This is a genomic window from Methylobacterium sp. D48H, assembly GCF_053345715.1.
The window spans coordinates 1-26,454 of record NZ_JBKFAP010000040.1; the positions used below are offsets into that span (position 1 = coordinate 1).

Annotated in this window: 27 protein-coding genes and 1 tRNA gene; 19 read left to right on the top strand and 9 right to left on the bottom strand. The window is 70.4% G+C overall.

All coding sequences use genetic code 11. From position 1 onward, the window contains the following. The first annotated feature begins 422 nt into the window (after positions 1 to 422). The 3 genes from ACLBX8_RS29745 to ACLBX8_RS29755 all read left to right on the top strand — a co-directional run bounded on the left by ACLBX8_RS29745 (position 423) and on the right by ACLBX8_RS29755 (position 3,387). Positions 423 to 1,787, top strand: coding sequence for an MFS family transporter (locus tag ACLBX8_RS29745; protein ID WP_091677151.1), 1,365 nt, complete (start codon positions 423 to 425; stop codon positions 1,785 to 1,787). A gap of 82 nt (positions 1,788 to 1,869) precedes the next feature. After that, the gene (locus ACLBX8_RS29750; RefSeq protein ID WP_447716261.1) at positions 1,870 to 3,051 is read left to right on the top strand and encodes an alpha/beta hydrolase; all 1,182 of its coding nucleotides are present in this window, start codon (positions 1,870 to 1,872) and stop codon (positions 3,049 to 3,051) included. A gap of 54 nt (positions 3,052 to 3,105) precedes the next feature. After that, on the top strand, positions 3,106 to 3,387 hold the full coding sequence (locus tag ACLBX8_RS29755; RefSeq protein ID WP_020091862.1) for a DUF2312 domain-containing protein: 282 nt from the start codon (positions 3,106 to 3,108) through the stop codon (positions 3,385 to 3,387). 54 nt (positions 3,388 to 3,441) lie between these two features. On the opposite strand, the gene ACLBX8_RS29760 is transcribed toward ACLBX8_RS29755, so the two are convergent. Then, complete coding sequence (locus tag ACLBX8_RS29760) at positions 3,442 to 4,419, bottom strand: phosphoribosylaminoimidazolesuccinocarboxamide synthase (protein WP_447698773.1); 978 nt, start codon at positions 4,417 to 4,419, stop codon at positions 3,442 to 3,444. Between the two features lie 212 nt (positions 4,420 to 4,631). On the opposite strand from ACLBX8_RS29760, the gene ACLBX8_RS29765 reads away from it, so the two are divergent. Then, entirely contained in the window at positions 4,632 to 5,384 is a 753-nt protein-coding gene (locus ACLBX8_RS29765; RefSeq protein ID WP_020091860.1) for a Crp/Fnr family transcriptional regulator, read from the top strand. Between the two features lie 104 nt (positions 5,385 to 5,488). Here the strand turns inward: ACLBX8_RS29765 and ACLBX8_RS29770 are convergent. The 3 genes from ACLBX8_RS29770 to ACLBX8_RS29780 form a co-directional block, all read right to left on the bottom strand. Continuing rightward, positions 5,489 to 5,564: transfer RNA gene (locus ACLBX8_RS29770), tRNA-Phe, on the bottom strand. Between the two features lie 103 nt (positions 5,565 to 5,667). Next, positions 5,668 to 5,853 (bottom strand): DNA gyrase inhibitor YacG, encoded by a 186-nt coding sequence (locus ACLBX8_RS29775; protein ID WP_100251145.1) that lies wholly within the window; start codon positions 5,851 to 5,853, stop codon positions 5,668 to 5,670. Beyond that, positions 5,850 to 6,503 carry a Maf-like protein gene (locus ACLBX8_RS29780; RefSeq protein ID WP_091677159.1) on the bottom strand — a complete coding sequence of 218 codons (654 nt, stop codon included), beginning with the start codon at positions 6,501 to 6,503 and terminating at the stop codon, positions 5,850 to 5,852. Before ACLBX8_RS29780 ends, ACLBX8_RS29775 begins: the two co-directional genes overlap by 4 nt. A gap of 379 nt (positions 6,504 to 6,882) precedes the next feature. Here ACLBX8_RS29780 and ACLBX8_RS29785 point away from each other — a divergent pair, with 379 nt between their 5' ends. The 10 genes from ACLBX8_RS29785 (at position 6,883) to ACLBX8_RS29830 (ending at position 16,347) form a co-directional block, all read left to right on the top strand. Further along, positions 6,883 to 7,092, top strand: a complete 210-nt coding sequence (locus ACLBX8_RS29785; protein ID WP_020091857.1) for a hypothetical protein — start codon at positions 6,883 to 6,885, stop codon at positions 7,090 to 7,092. Between the two features lie 170 nt (positions 7,093 to 7,262). Continuing rightward, positions 7,263 to 7,508 (top strand): hypothetical protein, encoded by a 246-nt coding sequence (locus tag ACLBX8_RS29790; protein ID WP_020091856.1) that lies wholly within the window; start codon positions 7,263 to 7,265, stop codon positions 7,506 to 7,508. A 235-nt stretch (positions 7,509 to 7,743) separates the two neighbouring features. Next, complete coding sequence (locus ACLBX8_RS29795; protein ID WP_447698774.1) at positions 7,744 to 8,952, top strand: polyhydroxyalkanoate depolymerase; 1,209 nt, start codon at positions 7,744 to 7,746, stop codon at positions 8,950 to 8,952. 137 nt (positions 8,953 to 9,089) lie between these two features. Then, the gene (locus tag ACLBX8_RS29800) at positions 9,090 to 11,738 is read left to right on the top strand and encodes a TIGR02302 family protein (RefSeq protein ID WP_447716262.1); all 2,649 of its coding nucleotides are present in this window, start codon (positions 9,090 to 9,092) and stop codon (positions 11,736 to 11,738) included. A gap of 67 nt (positions 11,739 to 11,805) precedes the next feature. Beyond that, the gene (locus ACLBX8_RS29805; protein ID WP_020091853.1) at positions 11,806 to 11,991 is read left to right on the top strand and encodes a twin transmembrane helix small protein; all 186 of its coding nucleotides are present in this window, start codon (positions 11,806 to 11,808) and stop codon (positions 11,989 to 11,991) included. Between the two features lie 138 nt (positions 11,992 to 12,129). Further along, positions 12,130 to 12,759, top strand: a complete 630-nt coding sequence (locus ACLBX8_RS29810; protein ID WP_056528353.1) for an acyloxyacyl hydrolase — start codon at positions 12,130 to 12,132, stop codon at positions 12,757 to 12,759. 13 nt (positions 12,760 to 12,772) lie between these two features. Next, positions 12,773 to 13,345, top strand: coding sequence for a cob(I)yrinic acid a,c-diamide adenosyltransferase (locus ACLBX8_RS29815; protein WP_056528350.1), 573 nt, complete (start codon positions 12,773 to 12,775; stop codon positions 13,343 to 13,345). Positions 13,346 to 13,512: 167 nt separating this feature from the next. Next, a complete protein-coding gene (locus ACLBX8_RS29820) occupies positions 13,513 to 14,262 on the top strand; it encodes an electron transfer flavoprotein subunit beta/FixA family protein (protein WP_056528346.1) in 750 nt (249 codons plus the stop codon). Between the two features lie 66 nt (positions 14,263 to 14,328). Continuing rightward, a complete protein-coding gene (locus ACLBX8_RS29825) occupies positions 14,329 to 15,282 on the top strand; it encodes an electron transfer flavoprotein subunit alpha/FixB family protein (RefSeq protein ID WP_056528343.1) in 954 nt (317 codons plus the stop codon). Positions 15,283 to 15,465: 183 nt separating this feature from the next. Then, entirely contained in the window at positions 15,466 to 16,347 is an 882-nt protein-coding gene (locus tag ACLBX8_RS29830) for a 3-hydroxybutyryl-CoA dehydrogenase (protein WP_447698776.1), read from the top strand. A 45-nt stretch (positions 16,348 to 16,392) separates the two neighbouring features. Here the strand turns inward: ACLBX8_RS29830 and ACLBX8_RS29835 are convergent, their stop codons facing one another. From ACLBX8_RS29835 to ACLBX8_RS29850, 4 genes are all read right to left on the bottom strand, one after another. Then, positions 16,393 to 16,695 carry a hypothetical protein gene (locus ACLBX8_RS29835; RefSeq protein ID WP_020091847.1) on the bottom strand — a complete coding sequence of 101 codons (303 nt, stop codon included), beginning with the start codon at positions 16,693 to 16,695 and terminating at the stop codon, positions 16,393 to 16,395. A gap of 113 nt (positions 16,696 to 16,808) precedes the next feature. Next, complete coding sequence (locus ACLBX8_RS29840; protein WP_091677170.1) at positions 16,809 to 17,822, bottom strand: NAD(P)H-quinone oxidoreductase; 1,014 nt, start codon at positions 17,820 to 17,822, stop codon at positions 16,809 to 16,811. Between the two features lie 121 nt (positions 17,823 to 17,943). Beyond that, positions 17,944 to 19,185 (bottom strand): ABC transporter substrate-binding protein, encoded by a 1,242-nt coding sequence (locus ACLBX8_RS29845; RefSeq protein WP_447698777.1) that lies wholly within the window; start codon positions 19,183 to 19,185, stop codon positions 17,944 to 17,946. Positions 19,186 to 19,304: 119 nt separating this feature from the next. Continuing rightward, the gene (locus tag ACLBX8_RS29850; RefSeq protein ID WP_447698778.1) at positions 19,305 to 19,931 is read right to left on the bottom strand and encodes a DUF938 domain-containing protein; all 627 of its coding nucleotides are present in this window, start codon (positions 19,929 to 19,931) and stop codon (positions 19,305 to 19,307) included. 247 nt (positions 19,932 to 20,178) lie between these two features. Between ACLBX8_RS29850 and kaiC the strand changes: the two genes are divergently transcribed. Genes kaiC through ACLBX8_RS29870 form a run of 4 tightly spaced genes read left to right on the top strand, consistent with a single transcriptional unit; the run spans position 20,179 to position 24,273 of the window. After that, a complete protein-coding gene (gene kaiC / locus ACLBX8_RS29855; protein WP_447716263.1) occupies positions 20,179 to 21,867 on the top strand; it encodes a circadian clock protein KaiC in 1,689 nt (562 codons plus the stop codon). After that, positions 21,864 to 22,205, top strand: a complete 342-nt coding sequence (locus tag ACLBX8_RS29860) for a circadian clock KaiB family protein (RefSeq protein WP_331317765.1) — start codon at positions 21,864 to 21,866, stop codon at positions 22,203 to 22,205. The genes kaiC and ACLBX8_RS29860 overlap by 4 nt, the downstream gene beginning before the upstream one ends. A 53-nt stretch (positions 22,206 to 22,258) precedes the next feature. Then, positions 22,259 to 22,519 carry a circadian clock KaiB family protein gene (locus tag ACLBX8_RS29865; RefSeq protein WP_447698780.1) on the top strand — a complete coding sequence of 87 codons (261 nt, stop codon included), beginning with the start codon at positions 22,259 to 22,261 and terminating at the stop codon, positions 22,517 to 22,519. Continuing rightward, complete coding sequence (locus tag ACLBX8_RS29870; RefSeq protein WP_447698781.1) at positions 22,519 to 24,273, top strand: ATP-binding protein; 1,755 nt, start codon at positions 22,519 to 22,521, stop codon at positions 24,271 to 24,273. Before ACLBX8_RS29865 ends, ACLBX8_RS29870 begins: the two co-directional genes overlap by 1 nt. A 9-nt stretch (positions 24,274 to 24,282) precedes the next feature. On the opposite strand, the gene upp is transcribed toward ACLBX8_RS29870, so the two are convergent. Continuing rightward, on the bottom strand, positions 24,283 to 24,918 hold the full coding sequence (gene upp, locus ACLBX8_RS29875) for a uracil phosphoribosyltransferase (RefSeq protein ID WP_020096508.1): 636 nt from the start codon (positions 24,916 to 24,918) through the stop codon (positions 24,283 to 24,285). 478 nt (positions 24,919 to 25,396) lie between these two features. Between upp and ACLBX8_RS29880 the strand changes: the two genes are divergently transcribed. Continuing rightward, positions 25,397 to 26,454, top strand: a 1,058-nt coding sequence (locus ACLBX8_RS29880) for an MCP four helix bundle domain-containing protein (protein WP_447716264.1), incomplete at its 3' end; no start/stop codon positions are given.

The following is a 26,454-nucleotide window of genomic DNA, read 5'->3' on the forward strand; positions in this document are numbered from 1 at the left end:
CGCCACCGCCCGGGCCGCCGCCACCGGCCGGACCGGCGCCCGCGCCGGCCGCGCCGCCGGGACCGCCAGCGCCGCCGCCACCGGGTCCCGCTCCGCCACCGCCCGGTCCGCCCTGCGCGAACGCCGTCGCCGCTCCGGCCACGACGATGGCCGCCGCGACCGTGTCTCTCAGAATCCGCTTCATGGCCTCTTCTCCAGCCGTGGTCGGCACGCCACCGACGCCCACGCCGGCCCGCAACGGGGCCCCGGGCCGAACCGTTCCCTCCCGCGGCACCGTGGACGCGCGGCCGGTGACACCCGCCCGCGCTGTCCTCGGCTAAGTCGGATCACGGTCTTGCGATCGGGCGCGTCACCTGTAACGTCGCGCCGCACCAAGAAGAGACCGGCCTCGGCCGGCACCAAGATTGATCGACGGAGACGCCATGTCCGCCTCGCGCGACGATACGATCGGTATCGCACCGAGCGACCTCGATGATGCCGCGGACCGCAAGCGCCGGATCTGGGCGATCGTCGGCTCGTCGTCGGGCAATCTCGTCGAGTGGTACGATTTCTACTGCTACGCGTTCTTCGCGCTCTATTTCGCGCCGGCCTTCTTCCCGAAGGGCGATTCGACCAGTCAGCTCCTGCAGACCGCCGGCATCTTCGCGGTGGGCTTCTTCATGCGGCCGATCGGCGGCTGGCTGTTCGGGCGCATCGCCGACCGGGTCGGCCGTCGGACCTCGATGGTCATCTCGGTGCTGATGATGTGCTTCGGCTCGCTGCTGATCGGCATCCTGCCGACCTACGAGCATGTCGGCACGCTGGCGCCCGTGCTGCTGCTGCTCGCGCGCATGCTCCAGGGCCTGTCGGTCGGCGGCGAGTACGGCACCTCGGCGACCTACATGAGCGAGGTGGCGATCAAGGGGCGGCGCGGCTTCTTCGCCTCGTTCCAGTACGTGACGCTGATCGGCGGCCAGCTCCTCGCCTCGCTGGTCCTGGTCCTGCTGCAGACGGTGATGACCGGCCCGGAACTCACCGCCTGGGGCTGGCGGATCCCGTTCTTCATCGGCGCCGCGCTGGCGGTCGTCGCGCTCTATCTCCGGCGCTCCCTGGCCGAGACGAAGGACAGCAGCGACAAGGAGACCGCCGGCACCTTCGCCGCGCTGGCCAAGCACTGGCGGGCGTTCCTGGTCGTGGTCGCCTACACGGCCGGCGGCTCCCTGAGCTTCTACACGTTCACGACGTACATGCAGAAGTACCTCGTCAACACCGCCGGCATGCCGAAGACGTCGGCCTCGCAGACGATGACGGTGGTGCTGTTCGTCTACATGATCATCCAGCCGATCTTCGGCGCGCTCTCCGACAAGATCGGCCGCAAGGCGAACATGCTGCTCTACAGCGGCCTCGGCACGCTCATGGTGGTGCCGCTGATGACGGCCCTCGGCACCAACAAGGACCCCTACCTCGCGTTCGCGCTGATCACCCTCGGGCTCGCCGTGGTGTCGTTCTACACGGGCATCAGCGGTATCGTGAAAGCCGAGCTGTTCCCCACCAACGTCCGGGCGCTCGGGGTCGGCCTCTCCTACGCGATCGCCAACGCCACCTTCGGCGGCACCGCCGAGTTCGTCGCCCTGTGGTTCAAGGACGCCGGCATGGAGAGCACGTTCTTCTGGTACGTGACCGTCCTGATGGCGATCGCCTTCGTGGCCTCGCTGATCATGCCGAACCCCAAGGTCCACGGCTATCTCGACGGCGCGGGCACCGTCGAGGAGGCGCTGGGGAAGAAGCCGCGCCTCGCCCACGCCTGATCGGCCGCCCGGCTGGACCGGGCCGGACTTTCACGCTGATATGCCTCCCGCCGGGCGCGCCAGACGCCCGCGGGAGGACGCCATGTCGAGGAACGCCGCCGCCGGGGCGCTGGCCCTGCTCTGTCTCGCCACCGCATCGCCGTCCCGAGCCGCCGAGCCGGGTGCCGCCGACGGGCCGTTCAGGCCGACGCAGCCCGCGGGCTACTTCTTCGTCGGCGGCCGCTACGCCACCGCGGGCGGCAAGACGACGGCGTCCGGCCAGATGTTCGTGGAGTACCGCGTTCCGGAGCGGGTTACGCAGCCCTACCCGATCGTCCTGGTGCACGGCACCGCCCAGACCGGGACCAACTTCCTCGGGACGCCCGACGGCCGGCCGGGCTGGGCCGACCGCTTCGCCGCGCAGGGCTTCGCGGTCTACGTCGTCGACCAAGTCGGTCGCGGCCGCTCGGGCGGCGACCCGGACACCTACGGCCCCTACGCCCGCCTGCCCGCCGAGGATCTGGAGACGGTGTTCACCGGGCAGGAGCGGTCCGCGCTCTACCCGCAGGCGAAGCTCCACACGCAGTGGCCGGGCGGCGCCGGGATCCGCGGCAACGCCGCCTTCGATCAGTTCTACCTCTCCCAGGTGCCCTACATCGCCAGCGCCCTGAGGAGCGAGGAACTGGTCGACCCGGCGCTGATCGCCCTGCTGGAGAAGATCGGCCCGGCGATCCTGCTGACGCACTCGCAGGCGGGCGTCTTCGGCTGGGCTGTCTCGGATCAGCGGCCCGACCTCGTGAAGGCACACGTCGCCGTCGAGCCGAACGGGCCGACCTTCTACGACATCCGCTTCAAGGGCGGCGCGGACTGGTACGAGCGCGTCGGCGAGGCGCGGGCGCGGCCCTACGGCATCACCCGGGTGCCGCTGCACTTCGAGCCGCCGGTGAGCGGCCCGGCCGACCTGACGGTCGTCCAGGCGGAGAGCGCCGCCGCGCCCGACAGGATCCGCTGCTGGCTCCAGGCCGAGCCCGCGCGCCGATTGCCGAACCTCGCCCGGGTGCCGGCGGTGATCGTGACCGCCGAGGCGTCGTTCCGGGCGACGATGGACGATTGCACGGCGGCCTTCCTGACCCAGGCGGGCGCGAAGCCGGACCGGTTGGCGCTCGCCGACCACGGCATCCGCGGCAACGGCCACATGATGATGCTGGAATCGAACAGCGACGCCGTTGCGGACGCGATCGCAGGGTGGATCCGGGACCGGGTCGGGGCGCCGGCCCGGCCTTAACCCGCCGCTTACCCTGTCCGGCGAGGGTGCCCCCGTCATCCGACGAGGGACTGCATGACCGACATGACCGACACCGTGGGCGTCGCGGGCGACCGCATCCGCTCGATCATCGAGCGCGTGGAACGGCTGGAGGAGGAGATCAAGGACCTGATGGAGGCCAAGAAGGAGGTCTTCGCCGAGGCCAAGGGCGAGGGTCTCGACGTGAAGGTGCTCAAGGAGATCCTGAAGATCCGCAAGCAGGACAAGGACGAGCGCGACGAGCAGGAGACGCTCCTCGACGTCTACCTGCGCGCCATGGACGCGCCGTCGCCGGCCCCGATCGCCGCGGCGGCCTGACGGGCTCAACCGGGTGCGGCGCCAGGCGCCGCACCGCCTGTCCCGACCCCGAGGCTACGCCGCGAGATAGGCGGCGATGTTGCGCCGGATCCGCTCCAGGGGCTCCTCGGCCGGGTCCGGCAGGACGAAGCGCTTGCCCGTGATCGTCTCGTAGGCGCGGATGTAGACCGCGGCTGTCTCCAGGACCACCTCGGCTGGGATCTCGGGGATCGGGTCCTTGTACGGGTCGCAGCGGGCGACGACCCAGTTGCGCACGAAGTCCTTGTCGAAGCTCTCCGGGGCCGAACCCGCGGCGAAGCGCTCGGGATAGCTCTGCGCGAACCAGTACCGGCTGCTGTCCGGCGTGTGGATCTCGTCGGCGAGGACGATCCGGCCCTCGGGATCCGTGCCGAACTCGTACTTCGTGTCGGCCAGGATCAGGCCGCGCTCCGCCGCGAGCGCCGTCCCGCGCGCGAACAGCGCCAGGGCCGCCCTCGACACGGTCTCCCACTGCGCGCGCGTCAGCAACCCGCGCTCGAGGATCTCCGCCTCGGTGAGCGGCTCGTCGTGGCCGCCGTCGAACGCCTTGGTGGTCGGCGTGATGATCGCCTCCGGCAGGCGCTGGTTCGGCCGCATCCCGTCGGGGAAGGCGTGGCCGTACATGTCCCGCTCGCCCGCGCGGTAGCGCGTCAGGATCGAGGTCGACGTGGTGCCCGCGAGGTAGCCGCGCACCACCACCTCCACGGGCAGGATCTCCAGGCGCCGGCCGACCACCACGTTGGGATCGGGATAGGCGAGGACGTGGTTCGGGCACAGGTCGGCGGTCTGCTCGAACCAGTAGCGGGCGGTCTGGGTCAGGACCTGGCCCTTGAACGGGATCGCCGCGAGCGCCCGGTCGAAGGCGCTGATCCGATCCGACGTGATGAGGATGCGACGGCCGTCGGGGAGGTCGTAATTGTCCCGGACCTTGCCGCGGTAGTGCCGGGGCAGCTCGGGCAGGGTCGCGTCGCGCAGGACCTGATGCGCGTGCGGGGCGAGATCTGCCGTGTTCATCGGGCTTTCCGTCAGGCTGAACGGCGACCGCGCCGCCGGACTTCTGTGCGCGGACGGGGCGGGAAATTCCAGTCCCGGCCTCACCGAGGGCGCGCGGCGCCGGCCCTCGCCCTGGTCGCGCCCGACCGGGACCCTACACTTACGGGGGGACCAACGACGGTGGACGACCGGCCGCGCGACGCCGAGCGCTTCTGCCGGACGGCCGAGGCGCGATGAACGAGACACCCCAACCGTCGGTCAGAGATCCGTTCCTGCGCCGGATCGAGACCGTGGCCCTGTTCCGGCTGTCCGACGCGGAGCGCGCCGCCCTCGTCGCGCTCCCGCTGCAGGTCGCCCAGTTCGAACCCAACCAGGACATCATTCGGGAGGGCGACCGGCCGTCCCGGAGCTTCACGCTGCTCAGCGGTATCGCCTGCACCTACAAGTCGACACGAGCGGGCAAGCGGCAGGTGATGAGCTACCACGTCCCCGGGGACGTGCCGGATTTCCAGAGCCTGTTCCTGGAGGTACTCGACATCAACATCGCCACGGTGAGCGCCTGCCGCCTCGGCTTCGTCCAGCACGACACGGTCCGGGCGATGCTGCGGGCGCACCCGCGCCTCAACGAGGTGTTCTGGCGCGCGACGCTGATGGACGCCGCCCTGGTCCGGGAATGGATGCTCAACACCGGGCGCCGGGAAGCGTATGCGCGGATGGCTCACCTGTTCTGCGAGCTGATGACCCGCCTCGACGCCGTCGGTCTGGCACCCGACCGGACCTGCGACCTGCCGATGACACAGCCCGAACTCGCGGACGCCCTCGGGATCACGTCGGTCCACGTCAACCGCACGATCCGCGATCTCAAGGCCGCCGGCCTGATCACGCTCCGGGGTCGCCGCCTCACCGTCCACGACTGGGCCGGGCTGCAGGAAGCGGCCGAATTCGATCCGACCTACCTGCACCTGCGCGACGCGGAGACGCGCTGATCAGGACGCGCGGACGCGCGTGATCTACAGCCGAGTATTGTCAGAAAATCGAGGATCCTGTCGCCGGCTCTACCGATCCGATGGTCGGGCGCTCAGCGGGATAATGGTGCCCAGGGACGGAGTCGAACCGCCGACACTGCGATTTTCAGTCGCATGCTCTACCAACTGAGCTACCTGGGCGTCGTCCGCGCCGGTGTCGGCCTCGGACGTCGCGGGGTATAGTGAGTGCTTGGCGGCCTGTCCAGCCTCGCGTGACCTCGACGGGACCGGAAGGCCGAAAAATTCAGCGCTCCGGATCCGGCGGGGGCGGCGGCGCGTCGGGATCGAGCTCCTCGGGGATCGCGTAGCGCTCGTTGAGCCAGCGCCCCAGATCGACGTCGGCGCAGCGCTGGGAGCAGAATGGCCGAAAGTCCGGCGTGGAGGGCTGCCGACAGATCGGACAGGGGGGCGGCCGGCGCTCCCGAGTCATGCGAGGGCGCCCCATCCGGCCCGCACGGGATAGCCCTCGCCGTCGAGCAGGCTCAGGGTCTCGTAGAGCGGCAGGCCGACCACGCCGCTATACGAGCCGACCAGCTTGACCACGAAGGCCCCGGCCAGTCCCTGGATCGCGTAGCCGCCGGCTTTGCCGCGCCACTCGCCCGAGGCCACGTAGCCCTGGATGTCCCGGCCCGAGAGCCGCTTGAACCGGACGCGGCTCTCGACGATCCGCTCGCGGCGCCCGCGGGGCGAGAGCACGCAGACCGCCGTGTAGACCCGGTGCTGCCGGCCCGAGAGCAGGCGCAGGCAATCCGCGGCCTCGTCGGGGATCTCGGCCTTCGGCAGGACGCGCCGCCCGACCGCGACGACCGTATCGGCCGAGAGAAGCCAGGTCGGCGTCGTCGTGTCCTCCAGGTGGAGCGCCGCCTCGGCGGTGGCGAGCTTCGTCCGCGCGAGGCGACGCGCCAGCTCGCGCGGCGGCTCGGCCTTGCGCGGTGTCTCGTCGATCTCGGCGGGCAGGAGCGCCGCGGGCTCGATCCCGATCTGCTGGAGCAGCGCGAGACGGCGGGGCGAAGCGGATGCGAGCACGAGTCGCGCCGTCGGCTCCTGCGTCGCGCCGATCGCTTCAGGTTTGGCGTCCATGATGTCCCGTTCGCACAATCGACCGGAGCCGCGCGACCGGAGCCGTGCGCGCCCTGCGCGGCGGCACTTCGTCGGCCGGGACAGGCTCGATGCGCCTGCCTGATAAGGGAAGGGGTCCGGCTTGTGAACTCGAGCGGGTGCCGACGCCCTGGCGAACGCGCGTGGATTCGCCTGGGCGATCCCGCGCGGCCCGGTGCGTCCGCGGGCAGCGTTACTCAGGTCTGGCGGCGCCTCGGCGTGACCGGGGGCGCCGACGAATCCAGCTCAGAGCCTGGCGCGAAAGCGTCCGCAAGAACAGCGCAAGATGTCGAGGCGGCATGTAACCCATCGTTAACCACGATCGACGCAGGATGGCGTCACTCCAATGGGATCGTCATCGATGCTGAACGCTGACCCGCTCGTGCCGCGCCCGAAGCTCGTCAATGCGGCTCTGCTCGCCCGCGCCCTCGACGGGCTCCGGCCGCAGGTCGCCTCGCCGGTCGAGATGTGGCAGCGCCTCACCGATCAGTACGTGGTCGACCTCGACGCGGTCGCGGCGCTCCTGCCCGCCGACGAGCCGGAGACGCGCTGGCTTCCCGCCCGCGACTGAGTCCGGCCCGGACGACATTGCACCTCGCAAGGGACGCGTCGTGCTGCGCTGGCACATGACGTGCTTCGAGTCTTCAGCAACCGGAGGAAGCGACCAGGCAACGACAACGCGGTGGCTCGCACGCCGGAGCACCCCGCGGACCTTTCGATCACTCGAAGCTGAGGTCCGTCATGTCGGAATTGCTCTCCGTTGCCCTCGTCTGTGCCGGCACGCTGCTGGCTCAGGACTGCTCGCGCGACACCGCCCTCGACGTCATCGTCGCGCCGGCGCACACGCCGATGGAATGCCTGATGCACGCCCAGACGATGGCCGCCCAGGCCGGGTTGCCCGGGGGCAGCGACCGGTACCTCAAGGTCGCCTGCGAGCATCGTCGGAGCGAGTCCGATCCGCGCCCGGTCATTCGCCGCGCCTCGTGACGGCGGGGGTGTGTCGGGCGATTCGGCACACCCGAATGTGATCGGCGCGGCGCGTGGTGCATCAAAGTCACGTCACGACAATTCTTGTTCGCATCCGCCTATCGGACAGTTGCCGCCTCCGGGAACGGGACCCATCCTGCACGGCCACGCTGATGCAACCCTCACTCCGGCATCCGCCAACGTTGCCGCCCCGATGGCCCGCGTGCCGGGCAGGGCTCAAGCGAGTGCCTGCCCGATGCTGTACGACGCGTTCGATCTGCAGACCGACATGGCCGCCCAGACCCGGGCGTGGGGGCGGCTGCTGAACGACATCTGGTCGCCCTGGGTCGGGTGGGGCGAGCCGGCGACCTGGATGTCCGCCGGGGCCCGGATGATGATGCGCGCGGGCCTGACCTTCGCGCGGCCGCCCTACGGCATCGAGTCGGTGAATGTCGGGAACCGGAGCGTCCCGGTCTCCGAGGAGGCGGTCGAGGTCACGCCCTTCGCCACGCTGCTCCACTTCAAGAAGGACATCCACACCGAGCAGCCCAAGGTGCTGATGGTGGCGCCGATGTCGGGCCACTTCGCCACGCTGCTCCGCGCCACCGTGCGCACGATGCTGCCCGATCACGACGTCTACATCACCGACTGGCACAACGCCCGGGACGTGCCGCTCTCCGACGGGACCTTCGGCTTCGACGACTACGTGAGCCACCTCATCCAGTTCCTGCGGACCATGGGCGAAGGCGCCCACATGGTGGCGGTGTGCCAGCCCGCCGTGCAGGCCCTGGTGGCCGCCGCCGCGATGGCGCAGTCGAAGGACCCGGCCGCCCCGCGCAGCATGACCCTCATGGCCGGCCCGGTGGATTGCCGGATCAACCCGACGGGCGTGAACGAACTCGCGACCTCCAAGCCGATCGAGTGGTTCGAGAAGAACCTGATCGCCACGGTGCCGTCGCGCCACAAGGGGGCCGGCCGCAAGGTCTATCCGGGTTTCGTGCAGGTCTCGGCCTTCATGGCGATGAACGCCAAGCGCCACATCCAGGGCCACGCCGACCTGTTCTGGCACATGGCCAACGGCGAGCACGACAAGGCCGAGGCGATCGAGACCTTCTACGACGAGTATTTCGCGGTGCTCGATCTCGCCGCCGATTTCTACCTCGAGACGGTCAAGACCGTGTTCCAGGACCACGCCCTGGCCCGGAACGCGGTGTCGTATCGGGGCGAGCCGATCGACCTGCGCGCGATCCGCCGCACGGCGCTGATGACGGTCGAGGGCGAGCGGGACGACATCTGCGCGGTCGGGCAGACCATGGCGGCCCACGACCTGTGCTCGGACCTCGCCCCGTACATGCGGACCCACCACCTCCAGGCCGGCGTGGGCCATTACGGCGTCTTCGCCGGGCGGCGCTGGGAGTCGCAGATCTACCCGCAGGTGCGCAACTTCATCCAGGCGCACAACTGACCGGCGCGCCGGTCGGGCCGCCGTCGCGCCGATTTGACCCGCCGACCCGCGCGGCCCACCATGCTAGGCACGTGTGACGGGGCCCGCCGGGGGCGGCTCCGTAGGCCACTCCTTCGGCGTGAGGCGGAACGGTCGGCGTGATCGGCAGCAACGGCACCGAGAGCAAGACCCGGGTGGGCGGAGCGGACGCGGCGTCCACGCGGCTCGACCGGCTGGTGGCGCAGGCGCGGGCGGCCGCCCTGTGGGAGCAGGCCTGGCCCGTGCTCTGGCGCGGCATCGGCGTCTTCCTGCTCTTCCTGGTCGTCTCCTGGGCGGGCGTGTGGCTCGACCTCACGCCGCTCTGGCGCCAGATCGGCCTCGGCGCCCTCGCCATCCTGCTCGTCGCCGCGCTGCTGCCGCTGATCCACATCGCCCGGCCGGACCGGCGCCTCGCCCTGGCGCGGCTCGACCGCGAGGCCGCCTCCCGCGATCCGAAGCTGCGGCACGGGCCGGCCTCGGCCGCCCAGGACAGCCTCGCCGTCGGCGCCGCCGATCCGGGGAGCCGGCTGCTGTGGGACCTCCACCAGCGCCGCGCCGCGCAGGCGATCTCGGCCCTGCGGGTCGGCCTGCCGCGGCCGGGCATGACCCGGCACGACCCCTTCGCGCTGCGCGCCGGCCTGGTGGTCGCGGCGGTCGCCAGCCTGTTCGTGGCCGGCCCCGAGTGGCGCCAGCGGATCGGCGCCGCCTTCGACTGGCAGGAGCCGGCGGCGCCCGGCCCGAACTTCCGCGTGGACGGCTGGATCGACCCGCCGCTCTACACGCGGCTTCCGCCGCTGCTGATCGCGATGGACGGGAGCGACCAGCACCTGCGCGCGCCTGTCAACGCGCAGCTGATCGTGCGGATCGCCGGCCAGGGCAAGGCCGCGTCCGAGACGACCCTCACGCCCAATGCCGGCCTCGTCCCGGTGCCGGGCCAGGAGGCGCGCCCCGACCTGCGCGAGGAGCGCTACCGCATCGTCGGCGGCGCCGCGCTGACGATCGTCACCCCGGCAGGCAAGCAGCGCCTCACGGTCGACGCGATCACCGATCGGCCGCCGGAGGTGACCGCCGTGGGCGGCCCCGAGGTGAACGGGCGCGGCACCTTCAACCTGACCTACCGGGCGAAGGACGATTACGGGATCAGCTCGGCCGAGGCGGTGATCGAGCCGCTGAAGTCCGCGCGGGCCCTGGTCCCGGTGCCGCAGATCAACCTGGCGCTGCCGGGCGACGCGAGCGGCGACACCGATACCAAGACCCTCGTGGACCTCACCGAGAGCCCGTGGTCCGGCGCGAAGGTCCGCTACCACATCGTGGTCAAGGACGAGGCCGGCCAGGAGGGGCGCACGCCCGACACCGAGATCGTCCTGCCGGCGCGGCCGTTCCGCGAGCCGCTGGCGCGCGCGCTCGCCGAGCAGCGCCGCCGGCTCGTCATCGCGCCAGACACCGATCGCCGCTGGGTCCAGGGGGCGCTGGACGCCCTGCTGGTCGCGCCCGACACGTACACGCCGCAGCCCGCGATCTTCCTCGGCCTGCGGACCGCGACCGAGCGCCTGCGCCGCGCCCGCACGGATGCCGACCTCGTCGCGGTGGCCGACCTCCTCTGGGAGATGGCCCTCAAGATCGAGGACGGCGACCTGTCGGACGCCGAGAAGCAGCTCCGCCAGGCCCAGGACCGGCTGAAGGAGGCGATCGAGCGCAACGCGCCCGACGACGAGATCAAGCGCCTGACGCAGGACCTGAAGCAGGCGCTCGACAAGTTCCTGTCCGAGATGGCGCAGAAGCAGGGCCGCGAGCCCCGCGAGCAGAGCGAGCGCGGCCAGAGCAACGGGCAGACCAAGACCGTCACGCCGGAGGATCTCGACAAGATGATCCAGGACATGGCGGAGGCGATGAAGCGCGGCGACACCGCCGAGGCGCAGCGCCTGATGGAGCAGCTGCGCAATATCCTGGAGAATCTCCAGACCGCCGAGCGCGGCGGTCGCTCCGATCAGGCGTCCCGCGAGATGCAGAAGCAGATGCGCGATCTCGACGCGATGTCGCGCGAGCAGCAGGGCCTGCGCGACGAGACCTTCAAGGACGGCGAGGAGCAGCGCGACGGCCAGCGCCCGCAGAGCCGCGGCCAGCCGCAGCAGGGACAGCGCGGCCAGCAGGGCCAGGGGCAGCAGGGCCAGCGCCAGCAGGGTCAGAAGGGTCAGCAGGGGCAAGGCCAGCAGGGTCAGGGCCAACAGGGCCAGAAGGGTCAGGGACAGCAGGGCGAGGGCCAGCAGGGCGGCGTCGGCGAGCGCCAGCAGGCGCTCCGGCAGCGGCTGGAGGACCTTCAGAAGCGCATGAAGGAGAACGGCATGCGCGGCGAGCAGGGCCTCTCCGACGCCGAGGACGCCATGCGCGAGGCCGAGAACGCGCTGAAGGACGGCGATTCGGACGGCGCGGTCGACGCGCAGGGCCGCGCCCTCGACGGCCTCAAGCGCGGCGCCGACGGCATGGCCCAGCAGATGCAGGAGATGGCCGAGGGCCAGGGCGAGGGCCAGCAGGAGGGCGGCCAGCAGCCGGGCCAGCAGGGTCAGGCCGGCGCGCGCGACGACGATCCTCTCGGGCGCCCGACCCGCGGCCGCGACATGAGCGACGGGCGGGTCCGCGTCCCCACGGCCGACGAATCCGCGGTCCAGCGCGCCCGGCGCATCATGGAAGAGCTGCGGCGCAAGCTCGGCGACCCGAGTCGCCCCCGCGAGGAACTCGACTATTTCGAGCGCCTGCTCCGCCGCAACTGAGCGCCCGACACCTCAACGACGCGCCGAGCCGCATCGCGGCTCGCGCCCCACCCGGATCCCCGACCGCATGTCGTCCAACACCCTCGTCCTGATCGCCTGCCTCGCCGTCGCCGCGGTCCTGGTCGCGGGCCTCGCCAACATGATGCGCGGCGGCAGCGTGAACCTCTCGCAGAAGCTGATGCGCCTCCGGGTGCTCCTGCAGTTCGTCGCGATCGTGATCATCATGGGCGTGGTCTGGTGGCGCTCGGCATGAGGGCGTCGGGCCGGGTGTGACCGCGCCGCCGCACCGAACACCTTTCGATCCGGTGAAGGATGAATAGGCCGCCCCGCCGCGCGGGCCTCTGCTACGCTCGGTAGAAGCAAATCGCTGCGCCTAACCGGCCGAGCCCGCATGACTGCCCCTTCCCGCCTCCGTCTGTTCGGCCTTCTGACCGGGGCGGCGATTCTGCCGGCTTCGGCCGCCGACCTCGCGCCGCCGCCGCCCGCCGCCTACGCGGCCCCCGTCCAGCCGCTCAGCATCGTGTCGGAGATCCGGATCGGCGGCGCGGTGCAGGATCCCGGGAGCGCCGAGGGCAAGCTCCCCGGATTCAGCAAGGCGAACGTCAACGGCGAGATCCTGTTCGCCAAGCCGCGCATCAGCGACGATCCGTTCTGGCAGGCCTTCGTGCCGCGACCGACCGTCGGCGGCAGCTACAACACCGGCGGCCGGACCAGCTACGCCTATCTCGGCGCGACCTGGACGCTCGAGATCTTCCCCGAGACCTTCAACCGCCGCGTGTTCCTCGACGGGTTCTTCGGCGGCGTGGCCCATAACGGCTGGACCGGCCCGAAGGCCGAGACGCCCTACGGTTTCAACACCCTCGGCTGCTCGCCGATGTTCCGCGAGGCGGCCGCCCTGGGCTTCCGCCTGACGGAGCACTGGAGCATCATGGCGACGGTCGAGCACATGTCGAATGCCGGGCTCTGCGCCAACAACCGCGGCCTGACCAATTTCGGCGGCAAGATCGGCTACACGTTCTGAGGCACGCCACCCCGTGGTCAAGCTCAACCGCATCTACACGAGGACCGGCGACAAGGGGACGACCGCGCTGGCGGACGGGCAGCGGCGCTCGAAGGCGGACCTGCGGGTCGAGACCTACGGCACCGTCGACGAGACCAATGCCTGCATCGGCATGGCGCGCCTGCACACGCAGGGCCCCCTCGACGGGATGCTGGGGGCGATCCAGAACGACCTGTTCGACCTCGGCGCCGACCTCGCGACGCCGCCGACCCCCGAGCCCCTCCCCTACGAGCCGCTGCGGATCGTGGCGAGCCAGGTCGACCGGCTGGAGCGCGACATCGACGCGCTCAACGCCGCGATCCCGCCGCTGAAATCCTTCGTGCTGCCCGGCGGCTCGCCGGCTGCCGCGGCGCTGCACCTCGCCCGGACCGTCTGCCGGCGCGCCGAGCGGCTCGCGGTCAGCCTCGCTGCGCGGGAGGACGAGACGGTCTCGCCGGAGGCGCTGCGCTACCTCAACCGCCTGTCGGACTTCCTGTTCGTGGCGAGCCGGGCGGCGAACGGCGACGGGGCCGACGACGTGCTCTGGGTGCCCGGCGCCAATCGCTGAGCCGGCATCGCGGTTTTCGCGGGGCCGCCACGGCGCCGCGTTGACAAGGCGGAAATGTGGCCGTTACGGTCCGGCGCCTTGCGTGCCCCGGCCACGCTGCGCCTCGCGCGCCCGTGGGAGTGGCCTGCACGACGACAAGAATCCTCCGGGGAAGGATCGTGACCGCCATGAAGGTGCTGGTGCCCGTCAAGCGGGTGGTGGACTACAACGTCAAGATTCGCGTGAAGGCCGACGGCTCCGGCGTCGAGCTCGCCAACGTCAAGATGTCCATGAACCCCTTCGACGAGATCGCCGTCGAGGAGGCGATCCGCCTGAAGGAGAAGGGCAAGGTCACCGAGATCGTGGCCGTGTCGATCGGCCCGCAGCAGGCGCAGGAGACGCTGCGCACGGCACTCGCCATGGGCGCCGACCGGGCGATCCTGGTGAAGACCGACGTGAACTGCGAGCCGCTCGCCGTCGCGAAGCTCCTGAAGGCCGTCGTCGAGAAGGAGAGCCCGGAGCTCGTCATCCTCGGCAAGCAGGCGATCGACGACGACTCGAACCAGACCGGCCAGATGCTCGCCGCCCTGCTCGGCTGGCCTCAGGGCACCTTCGCGTACAAGATCGAGCCCGGCGAGGGCAGCCTCGACGTCACCCGCGAGGTCGACGGCGGCCTGCAGACCGTGAGCCTCAAGCTGCCGGCCATCGTGACGACGGACCTGCGCCTCAACGAGCCGCGCTACGCGTCGCTGCCCAACATCATGAAGGCCAAGAAGAAGCCCCTGGAGGAGCTGGCACCCGACGCGCTCGGCGTCGACGTCACGCCGCGGCTCACGGTGCTGAAGACCGCCGAACCGCCGGGCCGCTCGGCCGGCGTGAAGGTCGCCTCCGCGGCCGAGCTCGTCCAGAAGCTCAAGGTCGAAGCCGGCGTCATCTGATCCGAGGCGGGGCTCCCGGTCGACGGTCGAGCCCCGCGCCACCACCTTCGAGGGCACCAGCAGACCATGACGACACTCCTCTTCGTCGAGCACGGCAACGGCCAGATCAAGGACAGCACGCTGAAGGCGCTCGCCGCCGCCAAGGAGATCGGCGCGCCGGTCCACGCCCTCGTGCTGGGCACCGGCTCCAAGGCCGTGGCCGAGGCCGCGGGCAAGCTCGACGGCGTCGAGAAGGTCCTGAACGCCGAGGACGGCGTCTACGACCACGACCTCGCCGAGCCGGTCTCGGCGCTCATCGCCGCCATCGCCGAGCCCTACGACACGATCATCGCCTCGGCCTCGACCACGGGCAAGAACGTGCTGCCGCGCGTGGCCGCCCTGCTCGACGTCGCGCAGGTCTCCGACATCATCAAGGTGGTCTCGCCCGACACGTTCGAGCGGCCGATCTACGCCGGCAACGCCATCCAGACCGTGCAGGCGCCCGCCGGCAAGAAGGTGATCACCGTGCGCACGGCGGCCTTCAAGGCGGCCGAAGAGGGCGGCGCCCCGGCACCGGTGGAGGCCGTCTCGGCGGCCGCGCCCGAGGCGGGCGGCTCGAGCTTCAAGGGCGAGGAGATCGCCAAGTCCGACCGGCCGGAATTGGCCTCGGCGCGGATCATCGTCTCCGGCGGCCGCTCGCTCGGCTCCTCGGACAAGTTCCACGAGCTGATCGAGCCGCTGGCCGACTCGCTGGGCGCCGCCGTCGGCGCCTCGCGCGCCGCCGTGGACGCGGGCTACGCGCCGAACGACTGGCAGGTGGGGCAGACCGGCAAGGTCGTGGCGCCGGACCTCTACGTCGCGGTGGGCATCTCGGGCGCGATCCAGCACCTCGCCGGCATGAAGGACTCGAAGGTCATCGTCGCCATCAACAAGGATGAGGACGCGCCGATCTTCCAGGTGGCCGATTACGGCCTCGTCGGCGACCTGTTCCAGGTCGTTCCCGAGCTGCAATCCGAGATCGGCAAAGCCAAGGGCCAGTAACGGCACCGGATCTGGCAACCCGCGAGCATTGTCGCAGAACGCGGCTTCACGGGTTCCTTCCGGATCGAGGATTGGTCTAGAAGGCAGCAGCGGCGAGACTTCGCGCGGTGCCGTCGCGTCCGTGCCGTCCAGAGAGCTGGGCGGCAGCGCTGCGGCATCCGCCTTGGGGGCACAGGTCGGCACATGCATATGGAGATCAAGCGGGTCGGCATCGTCGGCGCGGGCCAGATGGGCAGCGGCATCGCGCAGGTCTGCGCCACCGCCGGCTTCGAGGTTCTGCTGAACGACCGCGATCCCGCCCGGCTCGAGAATGGACTGTCGGTGATCGAGGGCAGCCTCGCGCGCCTCGTCACGAAGGGCACGCTCACCGAGGGCGACAGCGGCGAGGCCCGCTCGCGCATCGTCCCCGCCCGCGACTTCGCCGCCCTCGGCCCGTGCGATCTCGTCATCGAGGCGGCGACCGAGAACGAGGCGACCAAGCGCGAGATCTTCACCACGCTGTGCGGGTCGCTGCGGCCGGAGACCCTGGTGGCGACCAACACGTCGTCGATCTCCATCACCCGGCTGGCGGCGGCGACCGACCGGCCGGAGAAGTTCATCGGCATCCACTTCATGAACCCGGTGCCGGTGATGCAGCTCGTCGAGCTGATCCGCGGCATCGCCACCGAGGACACGACCTACGAGTCGGCCAAGGCGTTCATCGCGAAGCTCGGCAAGACGTCGACGATGTCGGAGGATTTCCCGGCCTTCATCGTCAACCGGATCCTGCTGCCGATGATCAATGAGGCGATCTACACGCTCTACGAGGGCGTGGGATCGGTCGAGTCGATCGACACCGCCATGAAGCTCGGCGCGAACCACCCGATGGGCCCGCTGCAGCTGGCCGACTTCATCGGCCTCGATACCTGCCTCTCGGTCATGCAGGTTCTCTACGAGGGCCTCGCCGATTCGAAGTACCGACCCTGCCCGCTCCTAGTGAAGTACGTCGAGGCCGGCTGGCTCGGCCGGAAGGCCAAGCGCGGCTTCTACGATTACCGCGGCCCGACGCCGATCCCGACCCGCTGAGAGGGTCGGCCGCGGGACGGCGCATCCCGTCCCGCGCTCGACGCCTTACTTCGGCGCGCCGTTCGCGCCCGGCTGAGCCGGCTGCGGATAGGACGGGTTGCCGCCCGGAACGGCGGTGCTGTTCGACGGCGACGACCCGCCGGACTGGCCGTTGACCGAGCCCGTCACCTCCTTGCGCGACGCGTCCTGGCTCTGGCTGGCGTAGTCCTTCGGCGAGTTGGCGCCGTTCCACGTGAGCAGGCCCACGGTGGCGATCGCCAGCAGGACGAGGCTCGCCACCAAGACCCAGAGCACCGGCTTGCCGCGCTCGCCCTGGCGGCTCTCGTTGGGGTTCAGTCTCTCGGCCATGTGCAAAACCTTCCTCGGCGGGACGCCACACGCCGGAACGGGCGCTGTGCGACACGATCTCGTTACCGGCCGCCAACGCGGGGCTGCCGAGGCAGGTTCCTGACGGGGCCGGCTCAGCGGCCGGTCGTCAGCAGGATTTTGCCGAGATGGGCGCTCGATTCCATCAGCTCGTGCGCCGCCCGCGCCTCTTCGAGCGGGAACGTGGCGTGGGTGACGGACCGGATGCGTCCGGCCTCGAGCTCGGGCCAGATGTCCCGGCGGAGACCGTCGGCGATCGCGGCCTTGTCGGCCTTCCCGCGCGGCCGGAGCGTCGAGCCGGTGAAGGTCAGGCGGTTGCGCATGATCGGCGTGATGTTCAGCCCGTCGACCTTGTAGCCGCCCATCAGCGCGATCATCACCAGCCGCCCGTCCGGTGCCAGCGACTTGAGGTTCCGGGCGAGGTAGCTGGCGCCGATCATGTCGAGGATGACGTCGACGCCGCGCCCGTCGGTGAGGCGCTTCAGTTCCTCGGCGAAGTCGGCCTGCTTGTAGTCGATCGCGGCATCCGCCCCGAGATCCTCGCAGAACCGGCACTTCTCGGCGGAGCCCGCCGTCGCGAAGACCCGGGCGCCGACATGCTTGGCGATCTGGATCGCCGTGGCGCCGATGCCGCTCGACCCGCCGTGGACGAGGAAGCTCTCGCCGCGCGTCAGGCGGCCGCGCTGGACCACGTTGGAGTAGACCGTGAAGAAGGTCTCCGGCAGACCGCCGGCATCGACCAGCGAGACGGCCTTCGGTCGCGGCAGGCAGTGGGCCGCCTCGGCCACGGCGTACTCGGCGTAGCCGCCGCTGATCACCAGGGCGCAGACCTCGTCGCCGGCCGACAGGCCCTCGACCCCGCTGCCGAGCGCGACCACACGGCCGGCGACTTCGAGGCCGGGAATCTCGGTGGCGCCGGGCGGCGGCGGGTACACCCCGGACCGCTGCGCGACGTCGGGCCGGTTCACGCCGGCCGCCACCACCTCGATCAGGACCTGGCCGGGTCCCGGGCTCGGCACGGGCGCGTTCTCCAGGCTGATCACCTCCGGTCCGCCGGAACCCGCGTAGCGGATCTGGCGCATGGTCCCGGGCAGGTCGGTGGTGGCCATCAGCGATTGTCCTCAGCGCGCACGTCGTCTCGGCCGCGCTCACGGTGTCGCGGTCCGGCTCTACTTGCGGCAACGGGCGCGCTTGGCAAGCCGCGCGCCCGTTGCCGGTCCGGAGAGCCGCCTAGCGGGCCGCCGCCTTCACGGCCGCCGGGAGCACGATCGCGCCCTGCGCGAGGCTCTTCGGCCAGACCGCGACCTGCTTGCCGTCCTGCCACTGCGCCATCAGGCCGGTGACGAAGCCCGGCCCGTACTTGATCGAGTGGGTGAATTGGTCGTCCTTGCCGTAGAACTGCGTGCGCCCGACGGTGCCGACCCAGTCGGTCTTCTCCAGGGCGTCGACCAGCTTGTCGGCCTCCGTGGTGCCGGCCCGCTTCACCGCGTCGGCGGCGTAGTAGACCTGATCGTAGGCCATGTACCCGGCGTAGGACGGGTCGCTGCCGAAGCGCTTCTTGAACGCGGCGCTGAAGGAGAGCGACTTGTCGGTGATCGCCGCGCCCGGCACCGCGATGCTCTGGAAGATCACGCCCTGGGTCGCGCCGTTGGTGTTCGACCAGAAGGTCGAGGAGGTCGCCTGCGAGTTCATGCCGGTCATGGCGAGCGGCACCTTCTGGTTCTGCCACTGCACGGTCGGCTGCACGCCGACATGCGAGATGCCGGTGACGATCAGGTCGGGCTTGGCCGCCTCGATCTTGTTGTAGATCGGCGTGAAGTCGCCCGTGTCCGGCGAGAAGCGGATGTGGTCGACGACCTTCACGCCGATCTCGGGCAGGCACTTCTCGTAGCCGACGTCGAGAGGCCGGGTCCAGGCCGCGTCCTCGCTCATGATCGCGGCGGTCTTCACCTTCATCAGGTCGATCAGCATGTCCTTGGTGGAATCGCAGATGGACTGGGCGAGCGCCGCCGAGGTCAGGTAGCCGTGGAAGGTGTACTTGTTGCGCGCGTAGTCCTTGTGGACCGCGGCGCTGATCTCGTTCGAGGCAGCGCCGGGCGTGATCATCGGCGTCTTGAGCCGGGCCGCCCAGGGCATCAGCGCCAGCACGACCTCGGAGATGTAGCTGGCGATGACGAGGTTGACCTTGTCCTCGGAGACCGCCCGCTGGAAGGCTCGGACCGCGTCGGAGGCCGAGGACTTGTCGTCGTAGGTGACGACCTGGATCTGGCGCCCGTCGACGCCGCCCTGGGCGTTGATCTCGTCGGCGGCGAGCTGGACGGCCTGCGGGATCGAGGCCCCGACCACCGACTGCGCCTCGGCGATCACCCCGATCCTGATCGGATCGGCGGCCCGCGCCTGCGTCGATCCCAGTAATCCGGCCACTGCGAGAAGGGCCAGGGCCCGGCTCGAGACGCTGCGTTCCATCGGCATGGGCTTCCTCCTGCGGCCCGTGCGGCTTTTGCCGCCGCATCGGGTCCAGGGCAGGATAGTGCAGCACGCGGATGCTTGAATACAGTGTGCAGATACGGAAAGCCGTGACAGACGGGCCCTCACCTGTCCGCACGTCTGAAGATCAGGCTCAGATTGTTGGCGGGCATGGCGACGCGCCGGACCAGGCTGAGCCCGTGCCGGGCCGCTTCCGCCGCGACGGCGTCGAGGTCCCGCACGCCCCAGGCGGGATCCCGCGCGCGTAAGGAGGCGTCGAAGGCGGCGTTGCTCTCCGCGAACGACCGGTCCGCCTCGCGGAACGGCCCGTACAGGAACAGGACGCCGCCCGCGCTCAGGACGCGTCCGGCGCCGGCCATCAAGCCCTCGGTGGCGGCCCAGGGCGCGATATGGATCATGTTGATGCACACGATCCCGTCGACCCGCGCGACGGGCCACGCCGCGGCGGCGGCGTCGAGCGCGAGCGGCGGCCGGATGTTGGCGAGGCCGGCCCGGAACGCGTGCGCGGCGATGCTGCGCCGGGCGGCGGGTTCGGGATCGCTCGGCAGCCAGTCCAGGCCCGGCAGGGCCGCGGCGACGTGGACCGCGTGCTCACCGGAGCCGCTGGCGATCTCCAGAACGGTGCCTCTGTCGGGCAGGATCTCGCGGAGCACGGCCAGGATCGCGTCGCGGTTGCGCGCGACGGCCGGCGCCGTCAGGGCCTCGTTGACGTCGACGTCCCAGCCGAGCATGGAGGCCTTCCATCGATCTGCGCAGTCCGTCGACGGGATGGCGGCCGGACGCGTCACGCACCCATATTGCGCGGGCGGACCCGTTGCCATACCGCATTCCAACGGTGTTCTGCCCGTTCGACGCGCTGTTCGCGCCCGCCGCCGCGTCTCTCGCGGTGCGAACCGTTCCGATCGGCCCGGCAGGGTTGAGAGCGCCGCCCCACTTCCGGACTTGCCGTCCTCCGAGACGTCCAGGGATTCGCCCATCGTGCCCGACCCGCAAGCCGCCCGGACACTACCCAAGGTCGCGACCGGCATCACCGGTTTCGACGACCTGACCCATGGCGGTCTGCCGGCCGGGCGGCCGACGCTCATCTGCGGCGCCGCGGGCTGCGGCAAGACGCTGTTCGCCACGACCTTCCTGGTCAACGGCGCGACGCTCTACGGCGAGCCCGGCGTGTTCATGAGCTTCGAGGAGCGGGCCGAGGATCTGGCGGCGAACGTCGCGTCGCTCGGCTACGACCTCGACGGTCTCGTCGCCGCGGGCCATCTCGCCATCGACCACGTGCGCGTGGAGCGGAGCGAGATCGAGGAGACCGGAGAGTACGACCTCGAGGGCCTGTTCATCCGCCTCGGCTTCGCGGTGGACTCGATCGGGGCCAAGCGCGTCGTCCTCGACACGATCGAGACACTTTTCGCGGGCTTCACCGATCCGACCCTGCTCCGCGCCGAGCTGCGCCGCCTGTTCGGCTGGATCAAGGATCGCGGCCTGACCGCGATCATCACGGGCGAGCGCGGCGAGGGTCCGCTCACCCGCCAGGGCCTGGAGGAGTACGTCTCCGACTGCGTCGTGCTGCTCGACAACCGCGTCGAGGACCAGATCACGACGCGGCGGCTGCGCGTCGTCAAGTATCGCGGCTCCGCCCATGGCACCAACGAGTACCCGTTCCTGATCGATCACGCCGGGATCAGTGTGCTGCCGGTGACCTCGGCGGATCTCGCCTACGCGGTGCCCGACGGCATCCTCTCGACCGGGATCGCCGGGCTCGACGCCATGCTGGGACCGCGGGGCTTCCATCGCGGCTCCGGGATCTTGATCTCCGGGGAGGCCGGGACCGGGAAGAGCATGCTCGCCGCCTCAATCCTCGACGCGGCCTGCCGGCGCGGCGAGCGCTGCATGGCCTTCGTGTTCGAGGAGAGCGGGGCCCAGATCATCCGCAACGCGCGCTCGATCGGGCTCGACCTCGCCGCGCACGTGGCGAGCGGCCGCCTCCGCTTCGAGGCCGCGCGGCCGAGCCTGTTCGGCCTGGAGACGCATCTCGCGCGGATGCATCGCGACCTCGACCAGTTCCGGCCGGACGTGGTGGTGATCGACCCGATCTCGGCCCTTCGCGGGCCGGCGGGCGAGTTGCAGGCGACCCTCCTGCGCATGATCGACCTGATGAAGGTCCGCGGCGTCACGGCGATCTTCACGACCCTCCGCGGCGACGGGTCCCTGGTCGAGGACAACGATCTCGGCGTGTCCTCCCTGATGGATGCCTGGATCAAGCTCCAGAACATGGAGGCGAACGGCGAGCGGACGCGGACCCTCTACGTCATCAAGGCGCGGGGTATGAGCCACTCCAACCAGATCCGTGAATTTCTGATGTCGTCGGGCGGGATCCAGTTGGTGGATGCCTATATTGGTCCTTCAGGTGTTCTCACCGGCACCGCGCGCCTGGTTCAGGAGGCTCAGGAACGCGCGGCCGCGCAGCAGCACCGGGACGCGACCGAGCGCCGGCTCCGGGATATGGCGCGCCGGCGCTCCGCCCTGGAGCGCCAGATCGAGGAGCTCAGGGCCGGTCTCGAGGCGGCCGTGGACGAGGAGGAGAGCCTGCGCGCCGAGGACGCGGCGCGGGGCGTTATCCTCGCGGCGGAGCAGCAGGCGTTGATCGCACGACGGAGTGCCGCGGAATGAGCGATGCGACATCGGACGACCCGGCACCCGAGACGGATCCCGACCGCGATTCCGGCCACTATCACCTGCGCCTCTACGTCGCCGGGCAGACGGCCAAGTCTCTCGCCGCGCTCACCAACCTGAAGCGGTTCTGCGAGGAGCACTTGGCCGGCCACTACGACATCGAGGTCATCGACCTCATGAAGAATCCGCAGCTCGCCGCCGGCGATCAGATCCTCGCGATCCCGACCCTCGTGCGCCGCCTGCCGTCGCCGCTCAAGCGGATCATCGGCGACCTGTCGAACACCGAGAAGGTTCTGGTCGGCCTCGACATCCGTCCCAAGGCCGATCGGCCTTGAGCGCGGCCCCCTCGTCTCGGACGGACGCGCGGCACGTTCGGTTGCGGCTGTTCGTGGCCGGAACCGCGCCGCGCTCGCTGCGCGCGGTCGAAGTGCTGCGCCGCATCTGCGAGGCGCACGTGCCGGGCCGCTACGAACTGGAGATCGTCGACATCTATCAGCAGCCCGACCTGGCCGAGCGCGACGGGATCCTCGCCGCACCCACACTCCTGAGACTGGCGCCGGCGCCGGAACGGCGCCTCTCGGGCGACCTCTCGGACGAGGGCCGCGTGCTGCGCAGTCTCGAGATCGCGTCCGCCGCGGAGCCGCTCTGATGGGTGTGGACGCTCTGCTGCCCGGCGACGAGCCCGGGCTCGACGCCTATCGCGCCCATATCCGCGAGCTCGAGGCGCGGCTGGAGGAGAGCGAGGAGACCCTCGCGGCCATCCGCCGGGGCGATTTCGACGCCGTCGTGGTGGAGGGGCCCAACCACGAGCGCCTCGTCTACACGCTCGAGAACGCGGACCTGCCCTACCGGGCACTGATCGAGCAGATGCAGGAAGGCGCGTTCACGTTGGCGCTGGACGGGACGCTGCTCTACTGCAACCGGCGGCTGGCCGAGATGCTCGGCGAGCCGCAGGAGCGCCTGACCGGCCGCGCGCTCCGGAATTTCGTCCACGTGGATGTCGACCTCGGGCGCCTGATCCGGCACGCGATGGACGGGCCCGTCCGCGAGGAGATCGCGCTGCGCGCGGCGGCGGGGTCGGAGAACGCGACCTTCCTGTCGCTCAGCCGCTTCGCCTGCCAGGGCGATCAGCCGCTCCTCTGCGGGATCCTGACGGACCTGACCGAGCAGCGACGCAATATGCAGGCGTTGGCGGAGGCCCATGCCAGGCTCCAGTCCGAGAGCGCCGAGCGCGAGCGCGTGGAGGAGGCGCTGCGGCAGTCGCAGAAGCTCGAGGCGGTGGGGCAGCTGACCGGCGGCGTCGCCCACGACTTCAACAACCTGCTGACGGTGATCAAATCCTCCACCGACCTGCTCAAGCGGCCGGACCTGCCGGAGGAGCGCCGTCGCCGTTACGTCGAGGCGATCTCCGATACCGTCGACCGCGCCGCCAAGCTGACCGGCCAGCTCCTCGCCTTCGCGCGCCGCCAGGCGTTGCGGCCCGAGGTTTTCGAGGTGGGCGCCTCGCTCCGGGCTGTGGCGGAGATGCTGGATTCGGTCACCGGCGCGCGCATCAGCGTTCTGGCCGAGATCCCCGCCACACCCTGCTACATCCGCGCCGACCTCAGCCAGTTCGAGACCGCGCTGATCAACATGGCGGTGAACGCCCGCGACGCGATGGGCGGTGAGGGCACGCTCACCCTGCAGCTATCCGGCGACCGGCCGATGCCGGCGATCCGCGGACACGCGGGGTCGCGCAGCACCTTCGCGGCGGTGTCGCTGTCCGACACCGGCATCGGCATTCCGGCCGACGTGCTGCCGCGCATCTTCGAGCCGTTCTTCACCACCAAGGACATCGGCAAGGGCACGGGGCTCGGGCTGTCCCAGGTCTTCGGCTTCGCCAAGCAGTCCGGGGGCGACGTCGACGTGTCCAGCAGCCCGGGCCACGGCACGACCTTCACGCTCTACTTGCCACAGGCGGAGCACGCGCCGGACATGCCCGTCACGCCGCGGAGCGAGGAGAGCGGGCTCGACGGCGCCAGCCTCTGCGTGCTGGTCGTCGAGGACAACATCGAGGTCGGCCGCTTCGCCACACAGATCCTGGAAGATCTCGGGCACAAGACCGTCTGGGCGACGAATGCCGAGGAGGCGCTCGTCGAGATCGAGAGGATCCCCTTCCGTTTCGACGCTGTCTTCTCCGACGTCGTGATGCCCGGCATGGGCGGTATCGCGCTGGCCCGCGAGCTGCAGCGGCGCCTGCCCGACCTGCCGGTGGTCCTCACCTCCGGCTACAGCCACGTGCTGGCGCAGGAGGGCGTCCACGGCTTCGACCTGATCCAGAAGCCCTACTCGGTGGATCAGCTCTCGCAGACCCTCCGCAAGGTCGTCGGCAAGGGCCGCGCCGGAGCCCGGCGGCGGCGCTGAGGCCGGCTCCTAGCGGGTGCCGTACATCCGGTCGCCGGCGTCGCCGAGGCCCGGGACGATGTAGCCGTGGTCGTTCAGGTGGCTGTCGATCGCCGCGGTCCAGACCGGCACGTCCGGATGGGCGGCCTGGAACTTGGCGAGGCCCTCCGGCGCCGCCAGCAGGCAGACGAAGCGGAGGTCGGAGGCGCCCCGGGCCTTGAGGCGGTCGAGGGCCGCGATCGCCGAGTTGGCGGTCGCCAGCATCGGATCCAGCACCAGCACCGTCCGGTCGGCCAGATCGGACGGCGCCTTGAAGTAGTACTCCACGGCTTCCAGCGTCTCGGGATCCCGGTAGAGCCCGATATGCGCGACGCGGGCCGACGGGACCAGCGACAGCATGCCGTCGAGAAAGCCCACTCCGGCGCGGAGGATCGGCGCGAGCACCAGCTTCTTGCCCTGGATCTGCTGCCCCTGCATCGGCTGGAGGGGCGTCTCGATGGTGACGGGCTCCAGCGGGAGGTCCCGGGTCACCTCGTAGGCCAGGAGCATCCCGATCTCGTTGAGGATCTGCCGGAAGCCCTTGGTCGAGCGGTTCTTGTCCCGCAGATGGGTCAGCTTGTGCTGCACCAGCGGGTGATCGACCACGGTGACCCGAGCCGTCGACATGCCCCGAACCCTCCCCTTGTGGTTGAGGAGCAATGCAGGAGCGAAGGCCGAGGTGCAACTCGTCCCGGTGATCCCGGCGGAAGGCCGGATCGACGGAGGTGCGTGAGGACTCGGGTAGGCATCGCAGCCGGGCGCGGAATCCTCTCGGAAGGATGGGGGCTCGGTCGGCGCGGACCGTCGCGTGCGGGTCCGGCACAAGCGTCACTTGTATCGTCGCCGTCAACGCTTTCGTCTGGATAAGAGAGATTCTCGGTCGAAGCAGATACCAGAACCTGCGCGACGGTTGACCTTTATCTGATATGAAGATGTAGATTTGTTCGGTTAATTATGTATTTTTGAATTATTTTTGCAAGTCAAAACCATTCTATGATGTTTTTAAGGCGCGAGTTGTGCGAGATTCCGAAGTGGCTAGATGCAGTCGCCTGCGTCGGGCCGCCCGATGCGATTGTCCCGCACTCGGATCTGGCCGAGGATCGTCATGCGCGTATCCATTCCACTCAAAGCAATCCTGGCCCTTCTCTTCGCGGGAATTGCCCTGATCTCCGCGGCGCAGGGCGGTCTGTCCCTCCGTCAGCTGGCCGGGATCGGGCAGGCTGCGACGGCACTGGCCAGGGACTGGGTGCCCTCCCTCGAGAAGGTCGGCGCGATCGAAGTGGCGGCCTCCGAGGTGCGCATCAAGCAGTACCGGCTCATCCTACTGTCGGATACACCGGAGCACCGGGACGCCAATGAGGCCGCCCTGGCGAACACGCACGCGCGGCTGCGCGACGCGCGCCGGGCTTACGAACCGCTGATCACCACCGTCGAGGAGCGGCGGCACTACGACGCGTTCGGCGCGTCCTGGACCCGACTCGCGGAGGTGGAACGGGACGTGCGGCGCCTCGTGGAGGCGGGGCGGCAGACGGAGGCGACCGCGCTGCTGATCCGGCCCGACGTCGTGGCACTGTACGACGGCGCCCGGGCGGCCCTGGCCCGTCTGGCGGACCACGACGAGAAAGCGGCGCAGCAGGACGCGGACGCAGCGATGATCCGGGTCGAGGCCGCGTCCGCCGCGGCCGTCGCCAGCATCGGCCTCGCGCTGGTGTCCGCCCTGGCGGCGGCGATCTTCGGCCTCCTCTACATCTCGCGGCCGATCGCCGCGATGACCGCCGCGATGACCCGGCTGGCGCGGGGTGAGGCCGGCACCGACGTCCCGTTCCGACACCGTCGCGACGAGATCGGCGCCATGGCGGCGGCCGTGCAGGTGTTCAAGGACAACCTGATCCGCACCCGGCAGCTCGAGGTGGAGGCCGAGGCGGCCCGGCAGGACGCGGAGCGTCAGCGCGGCCTCGCGATGCGGCAGGTCGCCGACCGCTTCGCCGACGCCGTCGGCGGGATCGTCGCGCAGGTCTCGACCGCGGCGGCATCGTTGCAGGCCACGGCCCGCGGCATGACGGAGACCGCGGCCGAGACCGCGGGGCAGTCGACCACCGTCGCGGCCGCGGCCGAGGAGGCGGCCAGCAACGTCGGCACCGTGGCGGCGGCGGCCGAGGAACT